Source organism: Psychrobacter sp. BI730 (assembly GCF_013414195.1).
Lineage (GTDB): Bacteria > Pseudomonadota > Gammaproteobacteria > Pseudomonadales > Moraxellaceae > Psychrobacter.
In genome coordinates this window covers 85,163-105,436 of record NZ_JAATTV010000002.1, presented here as the reverse complement: position 1 = coordinate 105,436, position 20,274 = coordinate 85,163, and the positions used below count along the sequence as shown (strand labels likewise).

General features: G+C 41.3%; 19 protein-coding genes. 5 read left to right on the top strand and 14 right to left on the bottom strand.

Features of this window, described 5'->3' with window-relative positions; all coding sequences use genetic code 11:
* Window positions 1-14: 14 nt before the first annotated feature.
* Window positions 15-1,472, bottom strand: coding sequence for an anion permease (locus HCZ91_RS01605; RefSeq protein ID WP_179797616.1), 1,458 nt, complete (start codon window positions 1,470-1,472; stop codon window positions 15-17).
* Window positions 1,473-1,617: 145 nt separating this feature from the next.
* Between HCZ91_RS01605 and HCZ91_RS13890 the strand changes: the two genes are divergently transcribed.
* Together HCZ91_RS13890 and HCZ91_RS13885 are read left to right on the top strand one after the other, a co-directional pair.
* Window positions 1,618-1,968 carry an IS630 transposase-related protein gene (locus HCZ91_RS13890; protein ID WP_101204408.1) on the top strand — a complete coding sequence of 117 codons (351 nt, stop codon included), beginning with the start codon at window positions 1,618-1,620 and terminating at the stop codon, window positions 1,966-1,968.
* Window positions 1,919-2,461: an IS630 family transposase gene (locus tag HCZ91_RS13885; RefSeq protein WP_257019934.1), complete on the top strand. Its 543-nt coding sequence runs from the start codon at window positions 1,919-1,921 to the stop codon at window positions 2,459-2,461. Before HCZ91_RS13890 ends, HCZ91_RS13885 begins: the two co-directional genes overlap by 50 nt.
* 235 nt (window positions 2,462-2,696) lie before the next feature.
* Here HCZ91_RS13885 and HCZ91_RS01595 read toward each other — a convergent pair whose 3' ends face one another.
* From HCZ91_RS01595 to HCZ91_RS01570, 6 genes are all read right to left on the bottom strand, one after another.
* Window positions 2,697-3,410 carry a YidB family protein gene (locus HCZ91_RS01595; protein WP_179797614.1) on the bottom strand — a complete coding sequence of 238 codons (714 nt, stop codon included), beginning with the start codon at window positions 3,408-3,410 and terminating at the stop codon, window positions 2,697-2,699.
* A gap of 242 nt (window positions 3,411-3,652) precedes the next feature.
* Window positions 3,653-4,111, bottom strand: a complete 459-nt coding sequence (locus HCZ91_RS01590; RefSeq protein WP_179797612.1) for a hypothetical protein — start codon at window positions 4,109-4,111, stop codon at window positions 3,653-3,655.
* A 52-nt stretch (window positions 4,112-4,163) separates the two neighbouring features.
* Window positions 4,164-4,445, bottom strand: a complete 282-nt coding sequence (locus HCZ91_RS01585; RefSeq protein WP_057761419.1) for a succinate dehydrogenase assembly factor 2 — start codon at window positions 4,443-4,445, stop codon at window positions 4,164-4,166.
* A gap of 126 nt (window positions 4,446-4,571) precedes the next feature.
* Window positions 4,572-5,465: a dihydropteroate synthase gene (gene folP / locus HCZ91_RS01580; protein ID WP_179797610.1), complete on the bottom strand. Its 894-nt coding sequence runs from the start codon at window positions 5,463-5,465 to the stop codon at window positions 4,572-4,574.
* A gap of 455 nt (window positions 5,466-5,920) precedes the next feature.
* Window positions 5,921-7,816: an ATP-dependent zinc metalloprotease FtsH gene (ftsH, locus tag HCZ91_RS01575; RefSeq protein ID WP_057761422.1), complete on the bottom strand. Its 1,896-nt coding sequence runs from the start codon at window positions 7,814-7,816 to the stop codon at window positions 5,921-5,923.
* Window positions 7,817-8,217: 401 nt separating this feature from the next.
* Window positions 8,218-8,850 carry an SAM-dependent methyltransferase gene (locus HCZ91_RS01570; RefSeq protein ID WP_057761424.1) on the bottom strand — a complete coding sequence of 211 codons (633 nt, stop codon included), beginning with the start codon at window positions 8,848-8,850 and terminating at the stop codon, window positions 8,218-8,220.
* A gap of 333 nt (window positions 8,851-9,183) precedes the next feature.
* On the opposite strand from HCZ91_RS01570, the gene HCZ91_RS01565 reads away from it, so the two are divergent.
* Complete coding sequence (locus tag HCZ91_RS01565; protein ID WP_057761426.1) at window positions 9,184-9,495, top strand: YhbY family RNA-binding protein; 312 nt, start codon at window positions 9,184-9,186, stop codon at window positions 9,493-9,495.
* A 219-nt stretch (window positions 9,496-9,714) separates the two neighbouring features.
* Window positions 9,715-10,488: a hypothetical protein gene (locus HCZ91_RS01560; RefSeq protein ID WP_179797608.1), complete on the top strand. Its 774-nt coding sequence runs from the start codon at window positions 9,715-9,717 to the stop codon at window positions 10,486-10,488.
* Window positions 10,489-10,643: 155 nt separating this feature from the next.
* Here the strand turns inward: HCZ91_RS01560 and HCZ91_RS01555 are convergent, their stop codons facing one another.
* Window positions 10,644-11,372, bottom strand: coding sequence for a CHAP domain-containing protein (locus HCZ91_RS01555; protein ID WP_179797606.1), 729 nt, complete (start codon window positions 11,370-11,372; stop codon window positions 10,644-10,646).
* A gap of 249 nt (window positions 11,373-11,621) precedes the next feature.
* Here HCZ91_RS01555 and HCZ91_RS01550 point away from each other — a divergent pair, with 249 nt between their 5' ends.
* Complete coding sequence (locus HCZ91_RS01550) at window positions 11,622-12,137, top strand: hypothetical protein (RefSeq protein ID WP_179797604.1); 516 nt, start codon at window positions 11,622-11,624, stop codon at window positions 12,135-12,137.
* Between the two features lie 298 nt (window positions 12,138-12,435).
* Here the strand turns inward: HCZ91_RS01550 and lpxC are convergent, their stop codons facing one another.
* From lpxC to murC, 6 genes are all read right to left on the bottom strand, one after another.
* The gene (gene lpxC / locus HCZ91_RS01545; RefSeq protein WP_179797602.1) at window positions 12,436-13,353 is read right to left on the bottom strand and encodes a UDP-3-O-acyl-N-acetylglucosamine deacetylase; all 918 of its coding nucleotides are present in this window, start codon (window positions 13,351-13,353) and stop codon (window positions 12,436-12,438) included.
* Between the two features lie 324 nt (window positions 13,354-13,677).
* A complete protein-coding gene (ftsZ, locus tag HCZ91_RS01540) occupies window positions 13,678-14,883 on the bottom strand; it encodes a cell division protein FtsZ (RefSeq protein ID WP_179797600.1) in 1,206 nt (401 codons plus the stop codon).
* Window positions 14,884-15,150: 267 nt separating this feature from the next.
* Complete coding sequence (ftsA, locus tag HCZ91_RS01535; protein WP_057761435.1) at window positions 15,151-16,443, bottom strand: cell division protein FtsA; 1,293 nt, start codon at window positions 16,441-16,443, stop codon at window positions 15,151-15,153.
* A 164-nt stretch (window positions 16,444-16,607) separates the two neighbouring features.
* A complete protein-coding gene (locus tag HCZ91_RS01530) occupies window positions 16,608-17,396 on the bottom strand; it encodes a cell division protein FtsQ/DivIB (RefSeq protein ID WP_179797598.1) in 789 nt (262 codons plus the stop codon).
* Between the two features lie 377 nt (window positions 17,397-17,773).
* Window positions 17,774-18,766, bottom strand: a complete 993-nt coding sequence (locus tag HCZ91_RS01525; RefSeq protein WP_218870011.1) for a D-alanine--D-alanine ligase — start codon at window positions 18,764-18,766, stop codon at window positions 17,774-17,776.
* A gap of 23 nt (window positions 18,767-18,789) precedes the next feature.
* Window positions 18,790-20,229, bottom strand: a complete 1,440-nt coding sequence (gene murC / locus HCZ91_RS01520) for a UDP-N-acetylmuramate--L-alanine ligase (protein WP_101205772.1) — start codon at window positions 20,227-20,229, stop codon at window positions 18,790-18,792.
* Window positions 20,230-20,274: the final 45 nt, after the last annotated feature.

The following is a 20,274-nucleotide window of genomic DNA, read 5'->3' as shown; positions in this document are numbered from 1 at the left end:
AATGCTTTTTAAATTTAGTAATAACCGAGTACTTTCCACCAAATGAGGCCAGCACCTAACCAAATGACTAAATTAACCACGCTCATAATCGCCCCAATGGCCCACCACTCTTTTAACGTCACATAACCAGAGTTAAAAATTACAGGAGCAGTACCAGTCGCATAATGCGTAAGCGTCATCATGATATTACCCGCTGCGGCCAAGATTAGCGCATATAACATCGGCGGTGCCCCTAACGTCAGGCCAACTGCATAGAATGCTGCAAATAGTGCGGTAATATGAGCGGTGGTACTAGCAAAGAAATAATGTATGTATAAATAAACTAAGGTCAAAATAGTTGCTGCACCTACCCAACCTACCCCAGTTGTTCCAATGAGAGACTCAATATTGCCTGCGAACCAGCTAATTAGACCAAGTTTGTTTAGATAAGCTGCCATCATAATCAGGGCACCAAACCAAACGATAGTATCCCATGCAGACTTCTCTTTGAGAATGTCATCCCAAGTCAGCACACCAGTCAATATCAGTGTCGTCAAGCCAATAAAGGCCGTGGTAGTAGCATCAACACTATATTGTTCACCCAAAATCAACGCAGGAATATTCGCCCACAGTACTAACATAAGAGCAAATACACCTAACATTATTTTTTCGTGAATAGTGATTTGACCCATCTCTGTCAAATTATCTTTTGCAAAGTTTTTGGCATCAGGCGTTGCTTTAACATCAGGAGGATAAATCATATAAATGATCAATGGCATGACGATTAAACAAAGCATCCCGGGTATAAACATGGCTACTGCCCACGTTGTCCATGATAACTGAATATCACCACCTGTGGCTTTATTCACCAGCTCGACAACTAAAGGGTTGGGAGCCGTAGCAGTGATAAACATACCAGAAGTAATAGGATTAGCGTGGTAATTCACCATCGCTAAGTAGCGCCCAATTTTGTTTTGAGTACCCTCTTCTGGTGTCGAGTGAAAGCTCTGCGCAATGGATTTCATAATAGGATGAATAATACCGCCACCACGTGCCGTATTAGAAGGGGTAATAGGTGCGACCATTAGCTCAGCAGCGGCCAAGGAATAAGCCACGCCAATAGTTTTTTTACCAAAAATAGAAATGAAATAATAAGCAATACGTCGACCTAAACCTGTCTTTATCAATCCACGCGATATCATAACTGCAATACCGATGAGCCAAATCAGAGGGCTTGAATAGCTTGATAATGCATCGCTAATGGCTTGCTTCGGATTATCATTTGTGACACCGGTCAGTGCCACTAGAGTCACAGCAATAATAGCAATGGCACCAATGGGCAGTACCTTACCTATGATGGCAACAATAGTCGCGATGAATAGTGCTAACATATGCCACGCTTCTGGTGTGACACCCGTCGGTACTGGGATAACAAACCAAATTAATAAACCGACTAAAATAGCAACAGCTGCTTGAACGGGCTTGAATGGCATAAGTAATAACCCTTATGAAATCATTAGGCGATTAAAAGATTGTACCTTTAATTCAATTCTTTTAAGACGATAAAGCTATAGCTATAGTCTAATCCAAATAAAACCGATACAACCCTATTAACAATTGCATTTAATGAAATAAACGATGACTTATTCAATAGACTATCGCAAACAGGTACTTTCTAGCATCACTGATGGTATGACCATACGAGAAGCTGCGCTATTTTATGGACTTAGCACCAGCACCATTCACAGCTGGCAGAAGAAATTAGCGCCTAAAACAACCAGAAATAAAGCACCGACTAAAATACCTGATGACGCATTGATTGAAGACGTAAAAAGATACCCAGATGATTATAACTATGAAAGAGCTCGTCGCTTGAACTGTAGTAAAACGGGCATCTTTAATGCTTTAAAGCGTCTTGGTATCAGTCAAAAAAAAGACCTTGGAACATCCAAAAGCGTGTCCGATAAAAAGAGCGATATTCCAGAGTAGGCTTGATCGCTTTACGCAGCAAGGCTACCCCATTGTCTATATGGATGAAAGCGGCTTTGAGGCTGAAACCATTCGTTCTCATGGCTATGCACCGATAGGTAAACCCTGTATCGATAGCTACAACTGGCAAGCAAAAAAGCGTACGAATGTCATCGGAGCTCTCTATGAAAAAATGCTGTTTGCACTTGATTACGTTGAGACAAATATCAATAGCAATATATTTTATGACTGGTGTAAGTTCACACTTATTCCAAGTCTTAAAACCAAGTGCGTGATTGTCATGGATAACGCTCGGTTTCATAAAAGCAGACGTATCCAAAAACTACTCAACAGACATGGCCATCGTATTCTTTGGCTGCCGCCGTACAGCCCTAATCTAAACCCTATCGAGAAAAAATGGGCACAGGCTAAGTTTCTACGCCAAGGGTGGATGGAGAATAATCTACCTAAACTGTTTCATGATATGGGCTGTATCGATTTTATAAAGACTTAACTATACAACCTGAGTGCTTGTCTTAGCTATTTTATAGGACTTATAGAATCCTTACGTTATTGTTTACTATTTTTAACATATACATTTAGATTATAAATTTAATAAATAATAAAAATTTGTTAGATACGATATTTACTTTTAATTAATAAAAAAATAGCCCATCTATTGATGGACCATTTTCTATTGTGTTTTCATCGATATGACTAATTCTGTAAATAGTGATTTTTATAAAAAACTACTTAAAATTACCAAGACGGCTAGATAGCTGGCTAATGATTTGATCTATCTCTTCATTGGCTTCAGACTCATTATCCAGATTACCATTAGGGGTTAGCTGATTCATTACCTCAGGTAACAGCTCAGCAAGTCCCTGTCTTACCTCAGTTTCATTAGCACCAGTATGAGCGGCCACTTGCTGAATTTCATTTTCGTCAAACAAACGGTTAATTTCATTTGGATCTAAATTATCGTTTGCTTCGTTATTACTCATCCAAGAGCGTGCTTGACCTTCATAGCCCATACCAGTGATTTTCGACAATGCACCGCTCAAGCCGCCATTACGTTTGATCCAGCTAAGTACCATGGGCATCAATGCAGCAACGAGCATACCTTTACCACCAAACCCACTATTAGTTCGCTGACCGCCTAATACACTACCTAAAATATCACCTAGTCCGCCAGCACCTGAACTCATACCGCTGCGCTGACTACCGCCCGTGAGACCCCCAACGATGTCATCTAAGCCAAAACCATTATCTGCTTGACGGCTATTTTGTTGAGGGCTATAACCACCTGCCTGACTGCCACCGCCCAGCACACTACCTAAAATATCACCGAGTCCGCCAGTCTGCCGTGTTTCAGTACGTTGGTTAACTGGATTGCGTTGAGCGTCGTCTGGATTCATTGCACTACGTGCCACTTGGCTCACTAAATTCCCTAATAAGCTCATTATCTATTCCTCTTTTTATCGTATTGTTTACTACAAAAATGCTGCTGAAAATTTATGAAACATCATATCTGTCTACATGTTCTTTAATAACAGGACAGCAGACTTATGAGTTTTATTTTCTATTTTTAATATAACAGATTTTAATATAACAAACCTCTTTGTCCTTTGAGATAGCTATTTTGTTATGACGTGTAGAGTTTTCTCATCGTAAAAGGAAAAACTTAAGCTCCATAAATACTCAGTTATCTAGCATTACCCTTACTGATATTCGCTAAAATATTTAACTGTCGCCATTGCTCGTAATTTACTTGGTCGCGAAATATAGTAGTCGAAAACGTTCTTTGATAAGGTTCAACGATATTGAACTCGATACTCATCGCCCACTGATAGCGATTTATATCGATTAACTCTGCTTGCCATAACTCATCGCCGCGTCCCGTTCGTATCAGTAACTGCCATTCTCTATCGACACGCTGACTGAGCGATGGCTGACTAATATGTAATAGGATTGGTCTCGATATAATCAGATAACTTGCGACCGCTGTCGAGACTATTAAGATTAGTAAATACTGCCACAAAGTCAAAGATGGAAACCATGCCAATATCATCATAACGCCAGTCAAGCCTACATACAGCAGCGCGCGTAAATAACTGGCAGGCTTGATAGCTGTATCAATACGTAGCGAGGTTACTAGCGTCATATAAGCGTACCATGGGAAACGTTAGATATTGTGCTGACCCGTTCCTTAAGACCTAAACCAAGTCTTTGGTATGGCGCCATGTTTTTATCTTATTGACCAATGCCCAGATGTCGTCCTCTTCTGGACGATTTTGATTGGTAAAATAGTCTAGCAAGTCTGGGTCTTCATGAGTGAGCATTTCTGCAAATGTTGCTTGCTCAGTAGCATCTGCTGTCAGATACAGCTCTTTGACATAAGGATCAATATAAAAATCCAATTCTTTTAATCCGCGGCGAGCTTGATAAATGATACGGCGCTGTTCATTGGTTGGTTCTGGCTGAGTGGTACTAGTCATAAATTTACTCTTATTAAATTGGATAGTCTTGTGGGTTTAGATAGTTTAGAAATAGATGTTAAGCATAGCGTATAGAACATTTATAGGCTAAAAATATTATTGCTCATCTGCATATATAAAGCGACATTAACAACGATATGCTGACAGTTGACTCCATAAGGCCACTGCTTGCTGCATCATCGCCACATTATGCGTACGAATGATACTTGCGCCTTGTTGTAAGGCAAATAGCCCAGCTGCCGTTCCTGCCGAATCACGCTCTACCGCTTGCGTCGTACTCACAGCTTCAGCTCCACTTTTGGTCAATACGTCTGCCAAGAAACGCTTGCGAGAAATGCCAAACATTATCGGCAGCTCTAATGTCTGTAAGCTGCTCAGCTGACTTAATAATGCGCAGTGATGCTCATAGTTCTTAGCAAAACCAAAACCTGGGTCGATAATAATATTGCTTCGTTTGACGCCGATGCTAACTACTTCGTTAATACGGTCAATCAGCTCTGTACGCACTTCATCGATCACATCGTCATATTGCGCCAAATTATTCATTGTCGTTGGCTCACCGCGCATATGCATTAGCATAACAGGTATATTAAGCTCAGCCGCCAGCTCTGCCGCACCCGTACGTTTTAGTGCTCGTACATCATTCCAAATGTCAGCACCTTCATTAAATGCTGCCTGCATGACTTCAGGGCTGCTAGTATCAATCGATAACCAAATAGCATCACCACAATACTTACGGATGGCTCGAACCACTGGCACAACTCGTTGTATCTCATCATCAGTCGCCACAGTTTGCGCATTTGGACGAGTAGATTCACCACCGATATCGATAATAGTAGCGCCTTCATTTATCATCTGCTGACAGTGCGCAACGGCTTTATCTACTGCGTTAAACTGCCCACCGTCTGAAAATGAATCTGGCGTTACGTTTAAAATGCCCATGATATGGGGCTGCGACAAATCTAAAGTTTTATCGCGACTAGACACTTGATAGTTGGGTAAAAGTTGGAATAATGACATGAATAATCCATCACAAGTAAAATTTATAATGCAGCTTTAGGGCGTATTGAACATTCGACCATGGCACTGACAGAGACTATTTTTTAGACAGTTCGACGTTAAAAATAGTAAGTTTAGTCATTCTAAGCGTGTATTTTTAACAATGAAATGGCAAAAAAGAGTCCTGTTTTCTTCTGTTGATATTAGAGCTGAGCCTAAAACTGCCCCCAAATCCATACAAGCAGTACGTTGCAAACCTATTTAAGGCTGGAGCATTACCGTCACTTTATGCCTTTCTGGAACAGTTTTAGCGATTAGCAGTGCCTATTTGTGAATGTTCAATACGCCCTATTTATCGTTATCTATGCTTATGATACCAGTAAATCTTATAGGGTTCTAAACCCTTCATAAAATGATGACAATAAAAAAGCCCTTTATCATAAAGGGCTTTCTATAAAACATGAATACGCTAGCACTTACATCGCCGGTAATGGTGGCGGAGTAGCACCAGTTGTTTTAACGTCGTTTTTCGACAAGTTTACTTCGTTATGCTGATAAACTCTTGGTGGACGCGGTTCTTCACCTGCTAAGATATCTTGCAGCTGGTCACGATCAATAGTTTCCCAGTTCATAAGCGCATCAACCATTGCATGCATCTTATCCTGATTAGCTTCAATCAACTCACGAGCGATATCATACTGCTCTTCTAGCATACGACGCACTTCTTCATCGACCTTCTGCTGCGTGGCTTCTGAAATCGTACGTCCACCACCGCCGAAATATCCTTGCGAGTTGTCGTCATCTTCGTACACCATGATACCAAGTGCATCAGACATACCGTACTTTGTGACCATTGCACGTGCCATTTTAGTAGCTCGTTCAAAGTCGTTCGAAGCACCCGTTGACATTTGATTGATAAACACTTCTTCAGCAATACGACCACCGAACAAAATAGCAATGTCGCTCAGCATTTTCGACTTATACATACTGGTCTGATCATGCTCGGGCAACTGCCAAGTGACACCAAGGGCAAAGCCACGCGGCATAATAGTAACCTTATGCACCGGATCTGTACCTGGCAATAGCTCAGCTACTAACGCATGACCCGCTTCGTGATACGCAGTTGCACGGCGCTCTTCTTCGCGTATCACCATGGACTTGCGCTCAGGTCCCATATACAGCTTATCTTTTGCATCTTCAAAGTCATTCATATCGACGCTGGTCTTGTTACGACGCGCGGCGAACAATGCAGCTTCGTTTACAAGGTTAGCAAGCTGTGCACCACTGAATCCAGGTGTACCACGAGCAAGAGAACTTGCGTCTACACTAATCGTGTTTGGCAGTTTCTTCAAATGAACTTTTAGGATTTGTTCACGGCCTTTGATATCCGGCAAGCCTACTTGTACCTGACGGTCAAAACGACCTGGACGCAATAATGCTTTATCAAGCACGTCAGCACGGTTAGTTGCGGCAATGACGATAACGCCTTCATTACCTTCAAAACCATCCATCTCAACCAATAATTGGTTCAATGTCTGCTCGCGTTCATCATTACCGCCGCCCATACCGGAACCACGATGACGACCAACTGCATCAATCTCATCAATAAAGATGATACAAGGCGCACTTTTCTTTGCTTGTTCGAACATATCACGGACACGTGATGCACCAACACCGACAAACATCTCAACAAAATCAGAACCTGAAATTGAGAAGAACGGCACTTTAGCTTCACCAGCAATAGCTCTCGCTAGCAAGGTTTTACCCGTACCTGGAGGACCTACCATCAAGATACCACGAGGAATCGTTGCACCCAGTTTGGTAAATTTGTCTGGATCACGTAAGAACTCAACCACTTCAACGACTTCTTCTTTGGCTTCTTCACAACCAGCCACATCTTCGAAGTTAACGTTGATTTGATCTTCAGTTAGCATTTTTGCTTTCGATTTACCAAAGCTCATTGGGCCGCCGCCTTTACCGCCAGCGCCGCCCTGCATGTTACGCATAAAGAATAAGAACAGACCAATAATCAATAGAATTGGGAAGCTGGCTATCAGTAATTGCATTAATACGCTTTGGCGCTTCGGTGCAGTTCCTTGAACTTCGACTTGGTTCTCACGTAGCATTGGCATGAGCTGGTCATCTGACACAGCTGGTCTAATGGTCTCAAAAGATGAGCCATTTTTCTTTTCGCCGGTGATCTGTTCGCCGTCGATCTCGACACTGGCTACTTGGTTTTCTGACACTGCTGTCACAAACTCAGAGTAGTTAAGGTTATCCGGCTCAGAGGATTGATCAAAGCCGCTAAACACCAGCACCAAAACGCCGATTACCACCAGCCACAATAAGGTATTTTTTACCATGTCGCTCACTAGTTATTCCCATCCCTTACTTATTGGTGTGTTTATTAAACACGTGACGTCTATAAACGTATTGCTCATTTTTAACGAATATCCTGATAATAAAAAGCTGCTAAATTAAACTTATATGATTTATAGGTAGCATAAAAATTGTTTTTATAAATAATCAGTATGAGATAAACATAGATATACGATCATTGAGCTTGTAAAACACTTATTATCAGACGACTTTGCCTAAAACGTATGCTAAAAACAAAGGTAATATACCATGATATGTGGTGCTAACCCGCATAATTCAAGCAGGTTTCACGATTATTCATTTAACAATTGACGCAGCTTTTATATCGCGATAATAACACTTTATGGTGGTTTACCCTCTCGCTTACAAGAGCAGCAACCTATTGATGTTAAAACTATTTAATTGCTATCCAAAACATCTCTTTTGAGCGTGGTCGTGACGCACCTGGCTTTATACTACGAATCTTACTAAAATCCTGCTGCATCTGCTTGCGTAATTCTTGTGTACCCTCGCCTTGAAACACTTTCATAATAAGTGCGCCACCTTCTGGTAAGGTTGCAAGCGCGAAGTCTACAGCCAGCTCACATAAGTACATCATACGTGGCTGATCGATAGCACTGTTCCCAGCGGTATTGGGTGCCATGTCAGACAATACGACATCGACTTGTCTATCACCCACTTCTGCCATAATGGCGTCAAACACTTCAGCTTCACGAAAATCACCCTGAATGAAGGTCACATCAGGCAAAGTATCCATCGCCAAAATATCAGAGGCAATCAAGATACCATCATCACCTACTAACCGACCAGCGACTTGTGACCAGCTACCAGGCGCACTGCCCAAATCGACGACCGTCATACCTTTTTTGATTAGATTGGTTTTTTCATTAATCTCTAATAATTTATAAGCGGCACGGGCACGGTAGCCATCTTTCTGAGCTTTTTGCACATAATGATCGTCAATATGCTCTTTCATCCAAGCACTGCTGCTCTTTGATAGTTTTTTGTTTTCGATACGCGTGGCCAAAATACCTGCTCCTATTGCTTTACTAAATCTAGCTGCTTTAATTGCTCTATCACTTACAAACTGATATTAATCAATTGCGGACTATTCTAAATACGGTGTTTATCAAATCTTTATTCATGGTTGGTTGCAAACTGACCAAATTCTATTGGTTAAATAACTGTTTTATAAGGCAGTAGCGTTTATAATGTACCAAACATTCAGTTTAACATTTTCGTCACGTAAAATCGTGCAAAATCCTGCTGATCTCATGCAAGATGGTCACAGATTATCTATAATGATCAATAACTGTTTTTGACAGTACCATTTTTATTTTTACCAACACTTAGGAATTCTATGCAACTCGATAACGCTACTATCAAACGTCTAAAAGGCATCGGTCACGAGCTAAAGCCTATCGTTATGATCGGCAACAAAGGTATTACCCCAACCATTACTGAAGAAATCGATCGCGCGCTAACAGATCATGAGCTTATCAAAGTGAAATTGCCTGCTGGCACGAAAGAAGAGCGTGACATCGTTGGCGCTGAACTTGCTAAAGCGGCTAATGCATCTTTGGTTCATTCTATTGGTCGTATGGCATTATTACTACGTAAAAACCCAAATGCCAACCCAAAACTGTCTAACCTAGCACGTCACGCGCAGTAATATGTCATGACAGACTGGTATTAAGTGACTGGGTTTTATGTTCACTTATATCATAGCCAAACGATAATGAAATACAAAGGCCGCGACGCACCTTGCTCGCGGCTTTTATGTTTTCCGATAGTCTCGGTTATATTTACCATATAGTATTAGCGCCCTTAATCAGCATACTTTCTCTTGTCACTATCACCTCTTTACTATTACCGTCGAGATGTACCCATAATGAACCAATCTTTTAACCTCTGTATAGCCACAGAGACGATAGCGAAAGACGCTCAGCAGTTAGGCGTGTCTATAGAAGATCTTGAGAATATCTCTATCGGAGTAAGTGCAGAAATCATCCAGCAACCAGCTTTGCAACTGGTGCTGACCTATCAAGTGACTCTGCCTAGCCAAATTCTAGCCAATCAATTCAATTGGTCAACATGGCAACAAACTCAAGTAAATTTCACTGATTATCTATGGGAAGAAACGTGCCTTGAATGCTTTATTGCTGGCAGCAAGATTGCGGGCTGTAAGACTGATGCTGAAGATATCGTGGCACCTCACCAGACAGAACCGCACAAGATATCATTTCAGCAAGCAACCGCTTATATAGAGATTAATGCTAACCCTGATGGTCGTTACGCTGTTTATCAATTTAAGAGCTATCGTAACCCTGCAGCACTACCGCCAGCACCGTTGTACGAAACCGATGGAACCACACGCGTATCTATTGGTTGGAACAACCATAAGGATTTGACAGCCACATCAATAGAAAGCCTACTATCTAGCACTTCAACGGTAGTGCAGACACCTGCTCATTATGAGCGCAGCTTTAGCCTACCTATAACGCAGCTACCGAATCAACAATACGCTATTGCAAACATGAAGATTGAACAAATACATCCTTGTGTCATCTTATGGTTTGGCAAAACTGACTTATATTTTGCCTCGGGCCATGCATCCCCGCCTGATTTTCACAATCGCGACTATTGGCCAAAGTTTGAGCTTTGATTTGGTTGTATGAGCTGTACTCATTTAAATACAGCTATTCTTAAATATAATTATTTAAAGTACAAAAAAAACCCAGTAATGTCACAAAGAGCATTACTGAGTTTGGAGAAAGCTTTAGTCTAATTTAACTGATGCTTACTTCATTTGACCGATGTTTATTTGTCAGCCATCGCAAGGTAGATACCACGGTCTGATGCATCATCAACATACTGCGAATCACGCCATGTCGTATAGCTGTAGTTACCGCTATATGGGCTGATGCTGTTTTGACGGAAATCAGATACCCAGTCATTGCCATCAAAGATCTGGATATGACCGTGTGGACGGCTTGACGTGCGGTTATAGACAACAACATCACCAACTTGTGGTGCCATGTCGTTACTGATCTTGGTAAAGCCAGCTTGGGCTAGCGTGCCACGAGAGGCATACTGATAGGCTGAAGGGTTAGGCGTAAACTCATAACCTGCAGATTGTAATGCTTTACGTACATAGCGAGCACAGTAGCCAGAGCTTCTAGATAGTGCAACGCGAGAGGCATTTTCTGCTGCAATAGCAGGAGCAGAGTTGCGGTCAGGTACACGGCTTGCTTGCTGCTGACGCTGCTCGTAAGACAAACGACTGGTCAGTGAAGCTAGTTGATATTCTTTTTGCTTAGCATGAGCGCTTAGGTTGTCAATTGCTTGACTGATCTCATCATTGCTATATACATGGGCACCACTATTAGTGCTATAGATGTTGCGACTAGAACCATAGTTCGCAGAAGTAGAAATATTTGTGATGGTATGACTCAAGGTATTATTTGGTTGAAAGGTTGTTTCGGCAGCACCACTCGTCTGTGCGATACCCATTCCCAATACTGACAAAATTAATAAAGCTTGTTTCATAAATTTACTACCTATTGTTAATACAAGTCTGCTCGTCATCCGTAACGAAGCATCAATTAATTTAGAGGATATAATCATCAAATAGACGTGATAAAATCCCTATTACAACGGTTCATTCTTTTCAAATAGTGACTAGTGCCAGTAGTACCTCCCACCTAGTCAACTATCTTATAAGCCATCTGCTATATATTGCTTTTAGCATGTCTGTTATGAGTATCGAGTTTGTCACCTATTAGATGAGTACTTACGATGTCAAAAAAACAACCTAATCGGCTTGCCCAGCTTATAGATCATCAAGCATTTGCCGGTAGCGCGCTACCTCAAACACTTGCTAACAACATGCGACTATATATAGAAGCGACCAACGAGATAAAAGAGCTATTGGTAGACTGTCTACCTGAAGAAATACTCAATACCTGTTGGGTTGTAGGCTTAACACCTGAGCAGTTGATATTAAGTGTTAGCTCAATGACAGCAGCAAATCATATTCGCTATTTACATAGCTCGTATTTGCAAATACTAACAGAGCAGTCAATTACATTTAAACAACTCAAGCAAATTCGCGTCGTTGTGGCTAAAAGCTCTGCCAATAATTATTCATCCAAACAATCATCAACATCATCATTGCACTTGCCAAATTCTCGTAAAGCCAATGAAAATCAGGCGCTTAGCCAGAACACAAAACGGACTATATCACAGGCCGCAGAGCATGTCACCACTGATGAGAATCTCAAAGAAGCTCTTTTGCGTTTGATTAATCATTAAAAATACCGACTGTAAAATGTAAAGTTATGTAAATAAGAGCAAGTGATGGCATTGATAAAGATGGATTTTTGTAATGTATCAGATAAAAAAAATCCTCCGTTAGTTACATCCGGATTATGGATATAGCTAACGAAGGATTTAAAAACCATCTACAGCTTTTGTATTATATGCCTTAACAGAAAATTCATATAATCATATAGATAATATATTCAAAATATAGCATATTATATAAATGTAATTATGGGCTTCCTATGTAATATTGCGTAAATGTTTCGATACTTCCTGTATATTCCTGTATTTATCCTTCAATAACCAAATCATTAAGCGGTAAATACTCGATAGGACAGGTTACATTGTCATCAAAAGTTACAATTTCAAAGTTATCTTCGTTAGACAGTATTTCACGTACTAATAAATTATTTAGAGCATGACCAGATTTATAGGCATTAAAACGACCTAAAATTGGGTAGCCAATCAGATGTAAATCTCCCAAAGCATCTAAAATTTTATGACGGACAAACTCATCATTAAAACGTAAGCCTTCTGCATTAAGTATGTTGGCATCATCGATAACGATGGCGTTTTCCATACTGCCACCTAATGCTAGGTTATTTTGACGTAGCGCTTCTATATCACGTAAAAATCCAAAAGTACGCGCAGTGCTTAATTGTTCGATGAAATTCTGTGTAGAGAACTGCAACTGTGCATGCTGAAAGTTCTTATCAAACGCAGGATGATCAAAATCAATCTCAAAGTTTAATTCATACCCTTCATAAGGACGTAGCTCTGCCCATTTATCTTCTAGCTTCACTCGTACAGGACGTATAATTTTAATAAACTTTTTGGCCGCTTCTTGCTCACAAAATCCTGCATCTAGTAAGAGCGCAACAAAAGGCGCAGCGCTACCATCCATAATTGGTATCTCTGAAGCAGAAACTCGAACTAACAGATTGTCTACTCCTAGACCAGCAATGGCACTAAGCAGATGCTCAACCGTGCCTACTCGCGTACCACCAAACACTAAGTTCGATGACATCATCGTGTCTTGTACTAAAAACGCACTCGCTGGGATTGGTTGACTACCTTCTATGTCAGAGCGCTCGAAAACAATACCAGTGTCAATCGGCTGCGGATGAAACTCCAAGTCAACAGGCTGACCACTATGTAGACCAGTACCCGTAACGGCTATTGCTGTTTTTATGGTTCTTTGGTTCATGGTTGTCTTCTCACATATTTTGTTACAATTGACATAGTGTACCATTACCGACCCCTTATTCGCTATATATAAAAAGCGCTAATTTTCTTATCTCCTTGATTGATAACACTTATCGTCAATATTCTATTGCTGATTTTTACTTTATATGGCCTACCTAATGCTATAAAACAACGAGGCTCATATACGTTTCGACAATCATATACATATAGATTACATAGAAAATTGTCATAATTTTTCTTATACAAGACGTTTCATTTTTCCTTAACCACAAAAAAACCAGCGTTAAAACGCTGGCTTTTTCTTACTCATAGTAAATTAGAAGTACTATTTATTCTGTTGACGCTTTAAATAGTCTTGAATACTGTTTGTTTTAGTCTTAGGCTGCTCTTGAGGTGCATTTGCACTAGGACGTGCAACGCTATCTTGATGCTGCTGAGCTTGTAACTGCTTCTGACTGTTTAAAGCGCTGGTATGCACGTTAGGATCAACAGGTTGCGTGCTATTAACAGAAGGTACTGGCTGCTCTACTACTTCTGGCTCTTGACCTGCGTTTTCATCTAACGTTAAGCCAGTTGCGATAACGGTTACATGTAAGTCGTCACCCATTTTTTCATCAATCACAGAACCGTAGAAAATGTGAGCGTCGTCGATGTCAGTAATTTCTTCGACTATTGCACTGATTTTGCTCATCTCATCTAGTGACAATGACTCTGAGGAAATAACGTTAACTAGTAGACCTTTTGCATTTTCTAAACGCAAATCATCAAGTAGTGGTGATCTGATGGCTTTTTCAGTCGCTTGACGCGCACGATCATCACCGCTGGCACGGCCAATACCCATCATCGCATGACCTTTCGCAGTCATTGCCGTACGGATATCGTTAAAGTCGATGTTGATCATACCTTCGCTAGCAATGGTTTCCGCAATACCTTGAACGGCATGTAGCAATACATCATCCGCTTTTTTGAAAGCATCTTGCATAGAGATGTTGCCGTATACACTCATCAACTTATCATTTGGAATCGTGATAATTGAGTCGACAAAGTTGGTCAGCTGCTCAATACCTGCTTTAGCAGCTTTGATACGCTTACCACCTTCGAATTTGAATGGCGTAGTCACAACAGCAACTGTTAGTACTTCCATTTCCTTCGCAATACGAGCAACAACTGGCGCTGCGCCTGTACCAGTACCGCCGCCCATACCAGCAGTGATAAATACCATATCTGAGTGCTCAAGCAATGCGCGAATCGCTTCTTCTTCGCTCTCTGCTGCTTCACGACCGACTTCTGGATTTGCGCCTGCCCCTAGACCACGGTTCGTTTTTGCACCTAATTGCAGTTTGTGCGGTGCAGTAAGACGATCTAGCGCTTGTTTATCTGTATTGGCACAAACGAACGTTACACCTCTGATGCCTTGCTGTACCATATGTTCAACTGCATTACCGCCGCCGCCACCAACACCGAATACAGTGAAGCTTGCTTGGCCATTGTTTTGAAGCTGATTATCATCTGGCATGGTGTATTTTGACATAAAAAAGATTCTCCAGTTGCAGATAGCGTGTAAGTCGATACATAGTAACGCACTCATGTGGCGCGCTATCGACATACTATATATAAATGTATTTAAATAAAACAGGGTATGGCTAAAATCGATCAGTATAGACAATAATATGTCATTATCACTTAATACTTTATTTTTAAAACTAATTTATTCGCAATATTGCTCTATTTTTTTTGCTCAACCAACTTAGAGATATTCCATAATGTATGAATGCTCTAGATATGAGGTTAAACAGATCTATAATATTTTCTTTAAAACGTTTGCAAACCGTTGACCTGCACTCCGAAACACGCCTGATACACGATTGTTTTGAATCGCTTCAGGTTCGCTTTTTTCGCTACGGCGGAATTGCTCACTCTGACTATATAACAATGTGCCAAAAGCAGTCTGATAAGCACGGTCATTCACTTGACTATTAAGTAGCTTAAATGACTCATCATTATCAAAATGATTATAAGCACTGATAGCAGGATGGGTATTGGTCAATACAACAGGCATTTTTAGTAGCTTTTTGGCAAAGGGTATCATACCTTTAATCGTACTACCGCCGCCAGTCAACACAATCCCTTTATCGATATAGCCTATCAAACCTGCTTCGTGTAATTGACGCGCTACTTCAGTGAATATCTGAACGTAACGAGCTTCAATAATACGTGCCAAGTTATAGATACCAATATTTATTTCGTCGCCCGATCCTTGAGGCTTGAACAAAAAGAAGGCGCTTGGATCGACACTATTGACATCAGCTGTACCATGAGACTTCTTCAGCTTTTCAGCTTCAATCATGGAAATACCAAAATCAGCTGAAATATCCATTGTCACTTCATGACTGCCTGTTGCTATACAATGTGTAAAAATCAACTTATTCTCTTTATACACACAAATGCTGGTCGTACTAGCACCAATATCTACTAAGCAAACGCCTTGCTGACGTTCCTCAGTCATCAAACTATACTCAGCGCTGGTCACTGCATCGAAAACAATATGATCAATGCCGACGTCACAACTTTGCAATAGCTTTTGGATATTCTGACGGCTGGCAACAGGCATCATCATCATGTGGTACATCACGGTGATATTGTGTGCCATCATCTCGATGACATCATCCACCATAAAGTCTTGCTCATCGACATAGATACCTTGCTGACAGCAATGCATCAAATAATAGTCAGATGATAAATCACGCGACTTTGCATTAGCCAATGCTTGTACCATATCTTTGGCACGTACCACTTCATCTTCTACTTTGACCTCTCCAGCACTGTTTTTGCTGGAGAGTTCAGGGGTCGCAAGCGTTAACCAAACACTATGCACACGACAATTAGCGGTGTCTTCTGCTTCTTGAATGGCTTGCTTAATAGCACCTTGCAGACGTTCACGATGCTTTATTTGACCTTGATAAAAATCGCTGTTTTTAACTTGTCCTACGCCCAAAATACGAATGTCTTTTGCAGAGACAACATTGCCTATGACGACATATACTGCCGTGGCACTTAGATGGACAACAACCAGATTTTCATTATTTTTCATGGTACCAGACAAATTATCGCTAAATAGAAGAGCAAGTGATGCTCTTCTATTAAATCATTAAAAAAAGCGTTACTAATACGCTATGATGTTGTACATATTTTCTTCAAACTAAATAAGCCCTATTAGCTCACATCGGTTATGCATAGATGTAGTACTTACTTAGGCTATTCTGCTTCAGCACTCTGTGTCACGTTCCAAGCAATGGTAAAGCCATTTTTGTATCGTAAATCTACAGATTGCATTTCATCTCGACGCGTACGTAACTGATTGCCAAGCAGTTGGCTTAAATTCAGTAGTTTTTGCGCCGTATTTTCATTGTCGACAATCACACGTAGCCCATTGTCAAAGCGGATTAACCAAGTCATTCTCGGTGACAGAATGATATCTTCGACCTGCATGCCAAGCGGTGCATACCAATCATTAACTTGCTGCATTTGCTGCATAATAACTGGTGCTTGAGACATTTCACCCTGCAAGGTGGCAAAACGTTCTTGTGTTAAATCTCTACTATCAGCAGGAACAAACACAGCGCCTTTTGCATCGACCAAACGTTCTGTACCAAAATTAGCAACTGCTTGCTTGGGTAATGCATTGATGACGATGCCGCGTTGCCAATCACGAGAGATACTCACTTGCTCTACCCAAGCTAAGCCCATCGTAATATCTCGCAATGCTTGCAAATCAGAAGTAAAAAAGCTATTTACTTGTTGTTGTTCCATCACTTCTTGCAATGAGCGATATTGAGCAGCAGACAAACCTTGATTACTGACATAAATATTTGCTGGCGGCGCATCACGTAGCGCTTTGCCGCCCATCATTAATATTAGCACTAGCAAGCCTAAGACCAGTACCATAAATAGATACTTTACCGTTGCTGGTATTTGGATCTTAGATTTTGGGCGACCGGCTTTATCACTCATCAAGTCAGTTACCTCGTTGACAGTTTGAGCCATAACGACCTTCGTCCCTATATTTGCATAAAACTGATCATGCTATTTATTGATATAAATCTGCGTATTTTTGGCAGAAGCTTATTAAGTCGATATGTTATCAAATTTTATTAAAAATATAGCTTATATACAGCGATTACGTTGATTTAAACGTAACATTTTTCTTAAATTATGAATAAGTTATCAGTTGTATTCACAAAACAACATAAATATCACCGAAATAGACCTATTCTTACAATATTAACGTATTTTATGGTTAAACAATAGCCAAACACCAACTACCAGCAGCGAATTTACACAAGTTTACATGAAGCTGTGGTATAGCAGCTCTAGTGACACAAAGAGTCGTCACTATCTGCTCAATTTAGTTGATTTGACAGTTATAGTGTTTGCGCCAAAATGTGCCAGCATAGTGCATCAAAATCTAGTCCGCGAGCTTTGGCCGCCATCGGAACCAAACTATGACTGGTCATACCTGGTACGGTATTGATTTCCAGCAACCAAAAATTGCCTGCTTCATCTTGCATGGCATCGATACGTCCCCAGCCTTTTGCATCTACTGCACGAAATGCTGCAAGGCTTAAATCTTGCAGGTGCTTTTCATCAGCAGCGCTCAATCCACAAGGAATATAGTAACTGGTATCGTTACGATTGTACTTGGCTTCAAAATCATAGAAGTTAGTAATGTCGGCAGGCTCAAGGCGAATAACTGGATAAGCTTCGTCATCGATAATCACAATCGTAAATTCGCGACCTGTAATCCAGCGCTCAGCCATCACCGCATCACCACATTCCACTGCAGTTGCATAAGCGGCAGGCAGCTCATCAAGATGATTGACCTTGGTCATGCCAATACTTGAACCTTCATGAACTGGTTTAATGATAAGTGGCAAACCTAGCATGTTAACCACTTGCTGCCAGTCAGTATCAGCCGTCAATAATGAAAATGGTGCAGTTGAGAGACCGCAACCTTGCCACAATTGCTTAGTACGTACTTTGTCCATACCTAGTGCAGAAGCTAGAATCCCTGAACCAGTTTGCGGTATATCAAACCACTGTAATACGCCTTGCAGCAAACCATCTTCGCCGCCACGACCATGTAACACATTAAACACGCGGTCGAATTTGCGTAGCTCAGTAATGTCTTGGTGCTTTGGATCAAAGTGAGTGGCATCAACGCCTTGGTTTTGGAGCGCTTGTAATACTGCTGCACCACTGTCCAAAGACACGCTGCGCTCATTGCTACTGCCACCATAAATAACGGCTACTTTGCCAAATTGACTGGCATCTTTTGCATGAGTCGTCGTGTCTAAAGATGTATCATTGATAGCTGCATTTTGAGTGCTATTATTGTCTTTATTATCAGTTGTCATGAGGATCGTCCCTAAATTTTAGCTTACTTAATATAAAGGTTATTGGCAGCCAAATCGATAGCAATCTGCCCGACATTACCAGCGCCTTGGGTAATCAGCATATCGTTGGCTTTTAACAAACGCTGCATAACAGGAGCTAGATTGTCTTTATCAATAATAGTCGGTTCAACTTCACCGCGCAAACGGATACTACGCGCTAGTGACTTGGTATCAGCTCCGGTAATCGGACTCTCACCTGCTGAATAAACATCTAATAATAATAGCTCATCAACGCTCGATAGCACTTCTACAAAATCATCGTAGCAATCACGGGTACGGCTATAACGATGTGGCTGAAATAGCATCACCAAACGACGATCAGGGAAGCTTTGACGAGCGGCTTTGATGGTCGCATCAACTTCTTTTGGATGGTGACCATAATCATCAATCAATAAGACATTACCATCATCGATATCGACAGAAGCATGCTGCTCAAAACGACGACCCACGCCTTCAAATTTTTGCAGGGCGCGCTCAATTGCTGCATCATCAACGCCTTCGTCAGTCGCCATCGTGATGGCAGCAAGCGCGTTATAAACGTTATGTGTACCAGGAATATTTAACGTTAGGCGTAATGGCTCACGGTCACGGCGCAATACGGTAAAGTGAGTTTTAGTTCCTTCCGTTACCAAGTCTACAGCTTGTACATCATTGAACGGCTCAAGACCAAAGGTCAATACTGGACGACCGATATCATCGATCATTGCATACAGCTCAGGGTCGTCACCGCAGACCACTGCCAAACCGTAAAACGGCATGTTTTGTAGAAACTGGATATAAGCGGCTTTTAATTTATCAAAGCTGTTTTCGTAGGTTTCCATATGGTCTTGGTCGATGTTGGTCACAATCGCGGCCATCGGATGCAATGACAAGAACGATGCATCAGACTCATCAGCCTCTGCTACCAAGAAACGGCTGCTACCCAATGCCGCATTTTTGCCTGACGCATTTAACTTACCGCCGATGACATAGGTAGGATCTAGCTGTCCTTCTGCCATCATTGTGGTGAGCAAACTCGTCGTTGTCGTTTTGCCATGCGCGCCAGCAACTGCGATACCATGACGATAGCGCATTAGCTCACCAAGCATATCGGCGCGGCGTACTACTGGCAGACGAGCTTCAAGTGCTGCTTTTACCTCAGGGTTGCTACGATCAATCGCTGATGAGACAACGATAACGTCAGCATTGGCAATGTTTTTAGAGTCATGGCCAATCGATATCTCGATGCCGATTTGCTGTAATCGTTTAGTCACCAAGCTTTCTGCGATGTCGGAACCACTGACCTGATAGCCTTGATTGTTCATCACCTCAGCGATACCACACATGCCTGAGCCACCAATACCGATGAAATGCAAATGCTGAATGCGGCGCATTTCTGGTATTTCAATCAAACGCTTAGGTAGAGCTTTCGCAGAGGTAGGCATAAGGATCTCTCTTTATTAAAGGTCAATAAAACTTAGTAAATTCAA